This window comes from Geobacillus proteiniphilus, from assembly GCF_001908025.1.
Classification (GTDB): domain Bacteria; phylum Bacillota; class Bacilli; order Bacillales; family Anoxybacillaceae; genus Geobacillus; species Geobacillus proteiniphilus.
Genome location: NZ_MQMG01000075.1, coordinates 1 through 11,847 on the forward strand (window position 1 = coordinate 1; position 11,847 = coordinate 11,847).

Genomic DNA, 11,847 nt, shown 5'->3' on the forward strand with positions numbered 1-11,847 from the left:
AAGAAATTGCTTTGAGGTGGATAATGTAATGACGACTAATTTGTATTTTGTTAGGCATGCTCACTCTACATATACTCCAGACGAATTAGGAAGACCATTATCCGAACAAGGCTATCGTGATGCAAATACTGTAACCGAATTTCTAAAAACAGAAAATATACATCATGTTTATTCAAGTCCATATAAGCGGGCAATTCAAACAGTTGAAGGAATTGCTAAATACATAAATAAAGAGATTGTTGTAGTGGATGAATTCAAAGAAAGAGTTTTATCGGAGAAGCCTGTGATTGACTTTACAAGTGCCATTACAAAGGTATGGCAAGACTTTGACTTTTCATGGGAGGGTGGAGAATCAAATCGAATGGCTCAAAAAAGAGGTGTCAATGCGACAATACAATTATTAGAATACAATGACGGGAAAAACATTGTTATCGGTACGCATGGTAATATTATGGTATTAATCATGAATTATTTTGATAAAAAGTATGGATTCAACTTTTGGAAGGAACTTGGAATGCCAGATATATATAAATTGTCGTTTAATGGAAAAAGGATGGTGGATGTACAAAGAATTTGGAAATGACCCGAAGAAGATTATCAATAAGATAAGCAAAACTCCAAACGAAATGAGGATGTTTTAGGGTGAAATGCAGGTGAAACCGATTCGGAATCACTCCAAATACTCTGCCAATTTGACTTTGGCCAGGAATCCCCCACTTCCACGCGATCCGTGTAAGTGGGGAAACCTATGGATAAAGCGGATTGGTTTTGGGTTGTACCTCAAGAAACTGTCCTGACTAGACCGATCTCGGTTGCAAAGTGCGAAAGGGGCGTCATTCACGCCGCCCTATGCAATCTGCGAATGACAAAGCTTGCAAGCAAAATGAGGATAACGGAACCGATCAGCGCGGGGATGATGTCAAATCCGCCGATGGTCGGCCCCCAGTTGCCAAAGAGCGCCGTTCCAAGCCAGGCTCCGATAAACCCGGCGATCACGTTGCCAATGATCCCTCCTGGAATATCGCGGCCCGTCAGAAGACCGGCCAGCCAACCGATGACGCCCCCGACGATTAAGCTCCAAAGAAACGACATGGATGATTCCTCCCTCAAATCATGAAAAGGCTTCTTTCGTATTTATATTGTGCGTCAAAAGGAGCAGCAATTATGCACGCAAAAGCCCCGTCAACTTTATCGGCGCGCGTTCTCTGTTTTTGGCGTTTTGTCCGGGGACAGAGTTTTGGTTGCGTATTGGAAACCAATTGTGTTCATGATGACGGATAAATCGTCAGCTTCTCTTCCGCCTTCGTGCGCGGCCGAGCAGGGGGGATTTGATCCGGGATCAAAGAAGCCGAGATGCAAAAATCAAAGCCGCGCTTGACTCGCAGTCAAACGCGGCTTTCGGATGAAGGAAAACTAGCGAATGGATTCAAGCTGCTTGGCAAGATGGAGGAGTTTTTTCTCATGCTGGATGGTTTTGGACGCGAGGAAATGGACGGTTTCTTGCGTTTCGGTCAGCTCCACGCGCAAGCCAGCGAATTTTTGTTCGAGTCGGTCGAACCGCTCGTTCACCTCGGCGCGAAATTGCTGCATCTCCGCTCTCAGTTGGTTGGCCGTTTCATGCATCTCCGCTCTCAGCTGGTTGGCCGTGTCTTGCATCTCAGCCCTCAGTTGATTAGCGGTGTCCTGGATTTCTGCTCTTAGCTGATTAGCAGTGTCTTGGATTTCCGCTCTCAGCTGGCTTCCCATTTCATCAATTTGGGTGCGGATGTCGCGGGAAAATATTTTCAGCGCCTCGACCACTTCTTTCACAACCGTATCGCGCTCCATGCTTGTTCACCTCCTCTTTTTTGATTATACAACGTGGAGTGGGGAAAGAAAACTACGTTTTGAATAAGCTTTTTCTCCGTTTTCATTTGATTGATCGTTGGCTCGAGTTGCGGCGTCGTGAGTGAGGTTGGAAAGTTCATGTCAATGATCATGGCGGCGTTTTGAGGGAACGGGTGGATCTGCCTCTTCGTTAATCAAAGTATTTGTTTCTCGTTTATCACTTTTAGGAATTTATAATAAGTTATTACTTATTATAAAAATAATAAAATTTTATTTTACTTATTGACAGAAGGGACATATGATAAAAACAGTTATGTGATACCAATAGGGGGGATTAGAGTGGAGAAGCGAAAGATGGCTGTTTGGCCATATTCGACTGCCCATGAACAGGGGAAACGTTTTTGGTTAGGGGGAGTGGCCTTTACGTTTTTGACGGCCGCTATTGGAATGGCATTGGCCTTCCTACCTGGATTAGATCATGTCGGTCCGCTTGCTTGCGCCATTTTGCTTGCTGTGATGTATCGGCAGCTGTTTGGCTATCCAGAAGCGATTCGACCGGGCATCCAATTTGTCTCGAAATATTTGTTGCGATTGGCCATCATGTTATTTGGTCTAAAGCTGAATATGGATGTTTTGATTCATCAAGGATGGGGGCTTGTCATTCGCGATGCGGCGGTCATTGTGTTTGCCATTCTCATGACGATTTGGGTTGGAAACATGTTGAAAGCAAGTCCTTCTTTATCCTTATTGCTGGGCATTGGAACAGGGGTATGCGGGGCGGCCGCGATTGCCGCCGTTTCTCCCATTTTAAAATCGAACGACGAGGAAACGGCCATCTCAGTTGGAATGATTGCACTTGTCGGCACGGTGTTCTCGATCGCGTATACACTGATTCGTCCTGTTTTGCCCATTTCGTCTTTCCATTACGGCATTTGGAGTGGGATGAGCTTGCATGAAATTGCCCACGTCGCGTTAGCGGGCGCTCCAGCTGGGCAGGATGCATTGGCTATGGCGTTGCTGGCAAAGTTAGGAAGAGTACTTTGGCTTGTGCCGCTCAGTTTTGTCCTCATTTATTGGAGAAGAAAAAAAGACGATGGCCAGGAGGGGGGAGAAACGAAAGTAGAATTTCCTTGGTTTTTGCTTGGATTTATCATGATGAGTTTGCTTGGCAGTTATGTGCTTGGAAACGCCATTCCTGTTTCTCAAAACGTCTTACGCTATATCTCTTCCTTCACCTCATTTCTTTTGACGGCGGCAATGGTCGGCCTTGGATTGAATGTGGATTTGCGAAAATGGCGGACAAACGGATGGCGTCCTCTTCTTGCCATGTGTATTGTGTCTCTTTTCTTGTCTTTTTTCTCTTTTTTTATCGCTTAACGTTCAAGGAAAAAGACGGCCCGCAAACGCTGCCGGGCGTCTTTTTATTAGGGAGATGGGGGTTGTGGTGAATGGATGATGGAAGGTTGGTGAGTACGTACGATGGTTAAAAACACCTCCATGGCTTTTGTATAAAACGGAGTTTTCGATGTCACGAGAGAAAAGTGGCGAAAAAATGGTTCATCATCGATCGGGATGATTTTTAACGTGCCAAATGAAAGTTCTTTTTTGATCGTCCAGAGAGAGAGAAATGTCAGCCCCAAACCAGCTTCTACCGCTTCTTTAATGAGCTGTGTACTGCCGAATTCCATGATTGAAGACGGAAAGAAGTTGTGTTTGAGAAAAAATTCGTCCGTTGCTTTTCTTGTTCCAGATCCTGTTTCACGAACGATCCATGTGGCGTTGCGGAGGTCGTCCATCTGTACGCTCTCTTTTTGGGCATACGGATGATGAACAGAAGCAACGACAACCATTTGATCTTTGGCAAATGGTTCAATATATACATTTTTTGGTTCGATATCCATTTCGATGATCCCTACATCCAGTTGATGGCTGCTTACCATTTCGACAATTTCATTCGAGTTCCCGATGGTGATCGTTGGTTTGATTAGTGGATAGTGTTGATGCAATTTTGCGATCATCTGTGGAAGAACATACTCGCCATACGTGTAGCTGGCCCCAATAGACAGCTCCCCGCTGGCTCGATTCATTAAATCATCAAGCAGTTGATTCATGCGTGTATACAGTCCGAGTATTTCTTTCGCATAGTGATACACAATTTCGCCGGCTTTATTCAATTTGACGTACTTGTTTGTCCTGTCCAGAAGTTTCGTATCGAATAATCGCTCTAGGGTTTGGATATGCTGGCTGACAGCAGGCTGTGTCATATGCAGCTCCTCAGCTGCTTTCGTGAAGTTTCCTTTTTCCACTACTTTTACGAACACGTATAGCAACTGATCCAAGGTTGTCCCTCCAAACTTTGTTTGAATATACGCTTAGTTTATCATGGGTTTCGGTTAACGCCAATCCATTCATCTCCTGTTTTTCGGTGATTCAAGGAAAAGATCCATGGGCAACTTTTGCCCTCCACCCGGGCATGAAAATCCCCCTCTTCTCTCGCAAAGAGCCGTTCCACCAACTACAACTGAAAGGCAGACAGGTTATACGAGATGCCTATCAAGTCATGATCCAAATGAATTCGTCACGGATTCAGGTTTTTCGTATTTCACCTAAATTTCACCTTCCTCCAGTAAAGTAATAAATCGATCACATTCTTGACATTATGCAGCAGTCATTTCGATGTAAGGGGGAAGCAGATTGAGAAAGAATTATGTGAAAATGGTGCTCGACTTGTCCATGGCGATTACGTTTGTGTTGTTAATGAATCCAAAGGTGTTCAACGGGTTGCCGTTTCATGAAATGGCCGGTTTAGTAATAGCAGTAGCTATTCTTATTCATATCGGGTTGAATTATCGCTGGGTGATCAACACGACGAAAAAAATTTTTGCTCTGGAACTCCCGCGAAAAACACGGTTCAGTTTTTTATTAAACATCTTGCTGCTTATTTCGATGACAACGGTCATTGTATCCGGAATTTTGATTTCGCGAGTCGTTTTTCCGAATCTTGCCATCGAAGGCAACCACTTTGTTCGCGGGATTCACGACCTTTCCGCCAATATGACGCTCGCATTAGTAGGTCTTCATATTGGCGTACATTGGCAATGGATTATGAGTACTTGTAAAAAGGCGTTTAAATCGAAAGAAGGAAAATGGAGAAAGGGCGTTATTGCCTCTGCTGTGCTGTCGCTTGCTGTCTTAGCCGGCGGAATGTATTGGATTTCATTAAACGTCAAGCCCAGCGAAGGGGATTTCAAACCGAAATTTGCTGAACAAAACGCCCCATCATTTGATGAAAAAACGGCTGGAACAATGCCAACGCCGCCGGACGGAGAGATACGGGACGGAAAATTCCGTAAAGAACGGGGAAGCAACAACCCGCTGCTCGCCCTACTTACCTACTTTGTCATTTGGGCCGCGATCATCATCCCTACTTACTATTTTGAAAAACGAATGTTGAAAAATAAACGTGCAAAGGAAGCGAGTGTGTAAACTTGCTATTGCTAGGCTAGCAAAGTTATTTGTGGTAAACTAATGAGGGGGAGCACTGGGGAGGTGCTCTCCTTGTTTATTATGCGCATATAGAGAAGGAGGAATAAACCGATGAATAAAAAGTTTTCAGAAGGCTTTTTATGGGGAGGGGCGACGGCTGCCAATCAAATTGAAGGTGGATGGAATGAAGGGAATAAAGGCTTGAGTATTGCGGATGTTCTTCCCGGCGGGAAAGAACGACTAAAATTATTGAAAGAACCAGGTTTTACCTTTGAAATCGACAAAGAAAAATATAATTACCCAAACCATGAAGCGATTGACTTTTACCATCGGTATAAAGAGGTGGTGTGATTGTTTGAGCGTATATCGATTCTGATTCCGTACAAACCTGATAATGGGATTCGGGATATCAATTTCAATTGGATTAAAACCTTTTACGAAATGATGATTCCCGAAGTGGAAATTTGCGTCGGGGTTTCTGCCGATGAGCCGTTTAACCGGGCGCGGGCGATTAATTTGGCGGCCAAACAGGCGACCCGAGACATATTCGTGATTGTCGAGGGCGATATTTTTTGCGATCCCGAAGTGATGAGGGATGCGCCATGGGTCATCCCTTTCCGGAAGATCGTCGGAATCTCCGAGGAAAACTCCAAACATCTCGTAAGTGCCCCCTCCCCCCCCCCCCCGACGTGGCCGGTTGAGGTGACGGACTTTGACATCATTCATACGTCACCGTTCACTTATGTTGGCGGATTCAACGTCATCCCCCGCGAGCATTTTTTGGCGGTTGGCGGATTTGATGAACGGTTTTCTGGATGGGGAGGGGAGGATGATGCGTTTAGCAGCGCCGTGAATACGTTGTGCGGCCATTATAAGCGGCTCGAGCACACGATTTATCACTTATGGCATCCGGTCGTCGGCTACGAAAACAACCTCGCATAGCGAATCACCGTAAGCATGCCGCCCATTCCCCCCATTGCATGTGCGTTCGTTGTATGGTGAGGTTTATGACAGTGAAAGACCCAATTTCCCGGGTTGTTGGCCAAAAATTCGATGTTCCATGTTTCTCCTGGCGCTATATTAATCGTGTTTCGTTTTAATCTTGCCATCATAGGAATCGGATTTCCATCAACGGCGGTGACAATAAAATCATGCCCGTGAAAATGCATCGGATGAGAATCCATACTTACATTGCCAAGGCGAATACGGACGCGTTCGCCATATTGGACGAATAAAGGAGCGGTATCAGGATAGGCTTTGCCGTTAATTGTGAAAAAATTAAACATCATTGACATTGGATCGATGTCATATATATTTGAAGCCGATTGTTTGGAAGGATGATCATTCATTGGATGGCTGCTAGTTTGCTGATGCATCTCCATCTGCACAGCCCACTCTTGAAGCAACAGAACATAATCGCGGTCCACAGGTTCTTCGTATATGCCGCGCGAAATAAGCATGCCTGCTAATCCCATTAACTCTTGTTTTGCATCATGGACATGGCTGTGGTACATAAACGTTCCTGACTGTTGGATGCGAAATTCATACGTAAAACTTTCCCCCGGTTGGATCATCGGGCTGCCCCCAGGGCCGGGTACGCCGTCCATTCGGTTGGAAACAATTAATCCGTGCCAATGGACGGATGTCGCTTCTGGCAAACGGTTTTCGACTGTAATTTGAACATAGTCCCCTTGATTGACAAGAATCGTCGGCCCGGGAATACTTCCGTTGTATCCATACCCGCGGATTTTAATTCCGTTTACCAACTCATGCACGACCGGTTCCGCCCGCAAGTGGAATTGTTTTACCCCGTTTTTGAGAACCCGAAATGGCGCATCTTTTACATTGGGCGTGATAATAGGCGTTTGAGGATTTCCCGGCAAGTAACCATGCATTCCCTCTTCCCCCTTTAGAGAAGGTATCACCATTTCATCATATGCTTGTGGATAGTCGTTTTATGAACAGAATACATGCAGGTGTAATACAAAAAGCTGTAATCGGATGAAACGCCCTCTGTTTTCGTTCAAGCTCAGCTGGTATGTTCACTGACATGGACTAACCTGTTATTTGCACACATATATGTGTACAAATAAACATTTGCAGGAGGGATCATCCGTTGCCGATGTTATTCACTGGGGGGATCGCGGCGGTTTTGTCTTTCATTGTGATTGCTTTCATCTTTATCAAAAGGAAGAAAATCACATGCATGGCTGGAATGATGGCGGCGATGGCGTTAGGAATGTTGGCTGGGCTGACAGGCGGCCTGCTGGCTGGGATTTCTTACAACGGCAATCTCTTTTTGTCAACCATTTTAGGAATGGCTTTCGGGTTTTTAGCTGGATTTTTAGCCGGGATGCCGATTAGCATCATGGCCATCATCGACGGTGTTTTATCAGGAGTCATGGGCGGTATGATGGGAGCGATGTTAGGAGAAATGATTGCGCCTGAATATCGGGATTCTACGGTTCACATCATGATTGTTCTATTTGTTGGAATGGCTTGTATTGTTCTATACATGCTTCAACAAGAAACGGGTTTTAACCGTGTGTTTTTGATCAATAAACTATTCCATAATCCGCTATGGTTAGCAATCGTCCTTTCGCTGTTTTTCTATTTGTATAACCATTTATACAATGAATTTTCTCGATCTTCTAATCTTCCGGTAACGAATCCGCCTATGAACCATTTTATGGAGAGCCACAACCAAACTGCATCTCCGTTAAGCATCGAAACAAAGGGGAAAAAGGTAGTGGTTGAAGCGACTGAATTTTATTACTTTCCTGAGAGTTTGCAACTGACTGTAGGACAGCCTGTTACCTTAATTCTGAAAAATAGCGGTCAAATGGAACACGATATCGAATTCGAAAATATGAAGATTTTGTTACAGCAGAATGACCATGGAAATCATGCAGAAAATGCGGGTGTTCATGTTCATTCCTTGCCGGGGAAAACAGCCGAGGTGACGTTCATACCAATCGAAAGCGGTGTGTTTCGATTTTATTGTACGGTTCCAGGGCATAAAGAATCTGGTATGGTTGGATTTGCGAGAGTTTCATAAGATGATTGGCTGCCGAGATCTTCTCGGCATTTGTTTTGACCAATAGAAGGCGTGGCGACTAAAAGGGAAATGAACTTTTGTGAAAGCCTTGACAAATATTTGTAGGTTTTTATCAATATTTTCTCCACACTTTTTCTCTATTCTGAAAGTAAAGCAAAAGGGGAGATGATGAAAACGTTGTGGATCAATTTTTGGCTGCATCAAGTGTGAATGTGGGAGTATTGGTAAATGCTAAAGGTGAGGAAAAGGGTGCTTGGAGTTCCAATTAGATTTTTCATTCAAGTCAGGTGAAAAAGAAATGGATGATTTATGACATAAATGGTTAGCGATAGGTGAGAATGATTTTTCGATCATGCAGGAGGTGATGAGGATGATGGGCGGGATGATGAGTGGCTGGGGGATGATGGGATTTGGCATTCTCGGCTGGTTTCTGAATTTGCTTGCCATTGGATTGGTCGTGTATTTTGCAGTAAAACTCGCATTGCGCGATAAACGCTGATCGATTCACCTCTTATTTCACGCACCTCCCTATATTAGAGATGGCAAGGAGGGGAAATCTTATGTTGAATCGACGAGAGTTTCTTAGCAGGTCGTTAAAGGGGGCGGCTGGACTGCTGGCTGTTTCGGTATTGCCTGCAGGACTGGCTGCTTGCAACAACGATAAGAAAACGGTCAATACAAGTTCAATGGCTAATCTCGGTCCTCTAAGCGAATTAGAAAAAGGAGAATTCCCCAAAAAGGTGCCGTATAAAGTCACCATAAAAGATGCATGGACCAAACAGGAAAGGGAAGGGTTTGTCTACATTAACAAAAATGAAGATGGTTCCTTACTCATTATGTCCCCGATTTGCACCCATCTAGGGTGTACCGTTGGAGATGCTGAGGAGAACATGCAGAAAGCAGGCATCCGCTTTTTATGTCCGTGCCACGCGGGGCAATATGACGAATACGGCATCAATGTAGGAGGGCCGCCGCCAAGGCCGTTGGATATATTTGATCCTTACATTCAGGACGGCAATGTTTATATTGCTGTACTGAGCCCGAGAAAAAGAGAAAAATAAAAAAGACTAAAGGGATGCTGTCACAACAAAAATGAAAATCAGAAGAAAATCCCCTTGTTTTTTCATAATTCCGTAAATAGAAAAGAAAAAGCAGCAGGCTGAAAAATTCAACCTGCTGCTTTTTATTTATGGCATGATGCTGATCCCGTTCGGAATTTCACCTACTGGAACCGTTTTGATTGCTTTGTTTCGCACTTTATCAATGACACTCACCGTGTTGTCAAACATATTGGTGACGAAAACATATTTTTGATTCGGGCTTGTGACAACTCCGTGCGCTCCTTTGCCAGTTTCAATCGTGGCAACCACTTTTTTTGTTTTTATGTTTATTTTGCTTACGGAATGAGACGGTGCCTCCTTCGTTCCTTGATTGGCTACATAAGCGAATGTATCATCTGGATCCATGTACACTTGGGCTGGCCCCCGACCGACCGGCACTTTTTCTACTTTACCGCTTGTTAAGTCAACAATGGCGAGGGCATTCTCTTTATTTAACGTTACGGCTAATGTTTTGCCGTCCGAAGTAATACCGGTTGTTACAGGAGTAGACCCTACTTTTATTTTCTTTTCTTCTTTCATGGTTTCTAAATTGAGGATGCTGACGCTATCTTCTCCCATGTTGGCAATATACGCATAACGGCTATCTTTAGAGATCCGGAAACCATGCGGTCCTTTGCCAGTTGGAATTGTTTGGATGACTGAATAGCTCGCCATATCAATGACTGAAACGTTATTGTCTTCATTATTGGTAACGAGAGCGTACTTTCCATTTTCGGTAAAAACGATGTGAGCAGGATGCTTCCCAACTTCCACTTTCTTTATTAATTCGTCCGTTTCTGTATTATAAAACAATGCCATTCCATTCATTTCCATGAAGTGATCATTCCCGTGCTGCATTTTCGGCACTAAAGTAGCGCCGAGAATTTTTCCGTCCGAGGAAACTTGCACATTGTGAACAGAACCGTCTACTTTGATTGTTGAGACGACTTTATTTGTCTTTAAATCAATTTTTGAAATGCTTCCGCCTTCGTTAGCGGTAAAATAATATTTTTTCGTTTCTTTTTTTTGCACTTTTGTGGCGGCTGCGGATTGTTTATTGTCCCCTAAAGTAGTGTTGCTTTTTTGAGAATCCGTCCCGCAACCTCCTAGAATAAACGTAAACATCGCCAATAAGGCTAACAAGGCAATGGTCATTTTACGCATCCAAATTCCTCCTTTTGGTTTATTGAGTCTAAAGACATGATATTAGCCAAAATATTTAATTGCTGTGATGAATTTCACAATAAAATTAAAATTGTTCCTAACCATTACAATTTATTGAAATCCATCAATTCTGCAAATTTATCATGTAAAATGAAAATAATTTAATTTTTAGGCGATGTTTTCAATAAGGGGAGGAGCTGTTGTGAGTGCGAACTTCGAAAGAATGATTCAAGAGTATCGGAGTGACATGGAATCGGTCTATCAAACTTGGTTTATCGATAATGACCAAAGATTAAAAGCATTCCGTACGATCCGAAACGGTGTTATGGAGGTCATTAAGGATATAGACAACAATACATTTGGAAATGACTTCAAGGGGTCTTCATTAGAAATTGTAGTTACAGCCATTGCAGAACAAAAACAAGTTTTTGAAGGAGCTGCACACGCGTTTTATTGGAAGCCGAAACTTCGAATACCGGATATTTATGAAAATGAACGTAATAAAAAAGCTTTTGGGAGATTTTTAAAATCATGTCTTCAAGCAACAACGGAAAAGCAGCTTATAGAAGAAATTGTAAAATTAGATCAGCTGCAAATTAAGGGGCTTGGACCAGCTGTAGCTAATATTCTCTATTTTCTTCACCCAACTGTTTTTCCTCCTTTTAATACAGCTATTGTAAAAGGTTTTAATCTTTTGTTTGATCAAAAAATTAAACTTGGCTCTTGGCAAGAATATTTAAAAATGAGAGAAATTATTTTAGATTTTAATGAGAAATATAGAAACTTACTATCAAAGGATCTTGGTGCGGTAGGAGGACTCCTGTTTGAAATTGGAACGGGAAGATTAGTCATTAGTGAAAACTATGAAATCACATTAGAAAATATGGAAAAGCAAAAAAAAGCAAAAATGAAACGCCATGCTGAAGTCATAAATGATGCTATCGAGGAAAATGATCATTCGGAAATGCAATATCATTTAGCAAGATTAGGAAAAGCACTTGGCTATGATGTATGGATTGCTCAAAATGATCACAAAAGAGAGTGGAATAATCAAAAGTTAGGAGAATTTTCATTAAAACGCTTAAATCTGCCAAATATCTCTCAATCAGTGAAGGAAACCATTGCTTTGATTGATGTCATTTGGTTGGACAAAGAAGGAAGAATTGTTGGTGCGTTTGAGGTGGAAAAAAGTACATCTATCTATCCTGAAAA

13 protein-coding genes and 1 pseudogene are annotated in these 11,847 nt (G+C 43.0%); 9 read left to right on the forward strand and 5 right to left on the reverse strand.

Going from position 1 to position 11,847, the window contains the following annotated elements; all coding sequences use genetic code 11:
- Positions 1 to 28 precede the first annotated feature (28 nt).
- Entirely contained in the window at positions 29 to 583 is a 555-nt protein-coding gene (locus BRO54_RS17430; RefSeq protein WP_044743660.1) for a histidine phosphatase family protein, read from the forward strand.
- A gap of 254 nt (positions 584 to 837) precedes the next feature.
- Here the strand turns inward: BRO54_RS17430 and BRO54_RS17435 are convergent, their stop codons facing one another.
- Together BRO54_RS17435 and BRO54_RS17440 are read right to left on the reverse strand one after the other, a co-directional pair.
- Positions 838 to 1,092, reverse strand: coding sequence for a GlsB/YeaQ/YmgE family stress response membrane protein (locus tag BRO54_RS17435; protein WP_044743659.1), 255 nt, complete (start codon positions 1,090 to 1,092; stop codon positions 838 to 840).
- Positions 1,093 to 1,413: 321 nt separating this feature from the next.
- Complete coding sequence (locus BRO54_RS17440) at positions 1,414 to 1,827, reverse strand: hypothetical protein (protein WP_074044750.1); 414 nt, start codon at positions 1,825 to 1,827, stop codon at positions 1,414 to 1,416.
- Between the two features lie 354 nt (positions 1,828 to 2,181).
- Between BRO54_RS17440 and BRO54_RS17445 the strand changes: the two genes are divergently transcribed.
- Positions 2,182 to 3,204, forward strand: a complete 1,023-nt coding sequence (locus BRO54_RS17445) for a YeiH family protein (RefSeq protein ID WP_074044751.1) — start codon at positions 2,182 to 2,184, stop codon at positions 3,202 to 3,204.
- A gap of 47 nt (positions 3,205 to 3,251) precedes the next feature.
- Here the strand turns inward: BRO54_RS17445 and BRO54_RS17450 are convergent, their stop codons facing one another.
- Positions 3,252 to 4,166 carry a LysR family transcriptional regulator gene (locus BRO54_RS17450; protein WP_068895792.1) on the reverse strand — a complete coding sequence of 305 codons (915 nt, stop codon included), beginning with the start codon at positions 4,164 to 4,166 and terminating at the stop codon, positions 3,252 to 3,254.
- Positions 4,167 to 4,521: 355 nt separating this feature from the next.
- On the opposite strand from BRO54_RS17450, the gene BRO54_RS17455 reads away from it, so the two are divergent.
- From BRO54_RS17455 to BRO54_RS17465, 3 genes and pseudogenes are all read left to right on the forward strand, one after another.
- Complete coding sequence (locus BRO54_RS17455) at positions 4,522 to 5,313, forward strand: DUF4405 domain-containing protein (RefSeq protein ID WP_187298877.1); 792 nt, start codon at positions 4,522 to 4,524, stop codon at positions 5,311 to 5,313.
- Positions 5,314 to 5,424: 111 nt separating this feature from the next.
- A pseudogene (locus BRO54_RS17460) lies at positions 5,425 to 5,655 on the forward strand (family 1 glycosylhydrolase); the annotation flags it as partial.
- A gap of 9 nt (positions 5,656 to 5,664) precedes the next feature.
- Positions 5,665 to 6,255 (forward strand): galactosyltransferase-related protein, encoded by a 591-nt coding sequence (locus BRO54_RS17465; protein ID WP_074044752.1) that lies wholly within the window; start codon positions 5,665 to 5,667, stop codon positions 6,253 to 6,255.
- Here the strand turns inward: BRO54_RS17465 and BRO54_RS17470 are convergent.
- Positions 6,234 to 7,208 (reverse strand): multicopper oxidase family protein, encoded by a 975-nt coding sequence (locus BRO54_RS17470; protein ID WP_068895797.1) that lies wholly within the window; start codon positions 7,206 to 7,208, stop codon positions 6,234 to 6,236. The two genes, BRO54_RS17465 and BRO54_RS17470, sit on opposite strands and share 22 nt — an antisense overlap.
- 227 nt (positions 7,209 to 7,435) lie before the next feature.
- Here BRO54_RS17470 and BRO54_RS17475 point away from each other — a divergent pair, with 227 nt between their 5' ends.
- From BRO54_RS17475 to BRO54_RS17480, 3 genes are all read left to right on the forward strand, one after another.
- Entirely contained in the window at positions 7,436 to 8,371 is a 936-nt protein-coding gene (locus BRO54_RS17475) for a hypothetical protein (protein ID WP_074044755.1), read from the forward strand.
- 370 nt (positions 8,372 to 8,741) lie between these two features.
- Positions 8,742 to 8,870, forward strand: a complete 129-nt coding sequence (locus BRO54_RS20860; protein ID WP_275651066.1) for a hypothetical protein — start codon at positions 8,742 to 8,744, stop codon at positions 8,868 to 8,870.
- A 61-nt stretch (positions 8,871 to 8,931) separates the two neighbouring features.
- On the forward strand, positions 8,932 to 9,432 hold the full coding sequence (locus tag BRO54_RS17480; RefSeq protein WP_074044753.1) for a QcrA and Rieske domain-containing protein: 501 nt from the start codon (positions 8,932 to 8,934) through the stop codon (positions 9,430 to 9,432).
- A 126-nt stretch (positions 9,433 to 9,558) separates the two neighbouring features.
- Here BRO54_RS17480 and BRO54_RS17485 read toward each other — a convergent pair whose 3' ends face one another.
- Positions 9,559 to 10,635, reverse strand: a complete 1,077-nt coding sequence (locus BRO54_RS17485) for a YncE family protein (RefSeq protein WP_074044754.1) — start codon at positions 10,633 to 10,635, stop codon at positions 9,559 to 9,561.
- A 202-nt stretch (positions 10,636 to 10,837) separates the two neighbouring features.
- Between BRO54_RS17485 and BRO54_RS17490 the strand changes: the two genes are divergently transcribed.
- A partial coding sequence (locus BRO54_RS17490; protein WP_239691293.1) for a hypothetical protein occupies positions 10,838 to 11,847 on the forward strand: 1,010 nt, incomplete at its 3' end.

Bases quoted from the DNA above. Each gene is read 5' to 3' on its own strand.
- BRO54_RS17430 (WP_044743660.1), top strand. From the start codon at position 29: ATGACGACTAATTTGTATTTTGTTAGGCATGCTCACTCTACATATACT.
- BRO54_RS17435 (WP_044743659.1), bottom strand. From the start codon at position 1,092: ATGTCGTTTCTTTGGAGCTTAATCGTCGGGGGCGTCATCGGTTGGCTG.
- BRO54_RS17440 (WP_074044750.1), bottom strand. From the start codon at position 1,827: ATGGAGCGCGATACGGTTGTGAAAGAAGTGGTCGAGGCGCTGAAAATA.
- BRO54_RS17445 (WP_074044751.1), top strand. From the start codon at position 2,182: ATGGCTGTTTGGCCATATTCGACTGCCCATGAACAGGGGAAACGTTTT.
- BRO54_RS17470 (WP_068895797.1), bottom strand. From the start codon at position 7,208: ATGCATGGTTACTTGCCGGGAAATCCTCAAACGCCTATTATCACGCCC.
- BRO54_RS17475 (WP_074044755.1), top strand. From the start codon at position 7,436: ATGTTATTCACTGGGGGGATCGCGGCGGTTTTGTCTTTCATTGTGATT.
- BRO54_RS20860 (WP_275651066.1), top strand. From the start codon at position 8,742: ATGATGGGCGGGATGATGAGTGGCTGGGGGATGATGGGATTTGGCATT.
- BRO54_RS17480 (WP_074044753.1), top strand. From the start codon at position 8,932: ATGTTGAATCGACGAGAGTTTCTTAGCAGGTCGTTAAAGGGGGCGGCT.
- BRO54_RS17485 (WP_074044754.1), bottom strand. From the start codon at position 10,635: ATGCGTAAAATGACCATTGCCTTGTTAGCCTTATTGGCGATGTTTACG.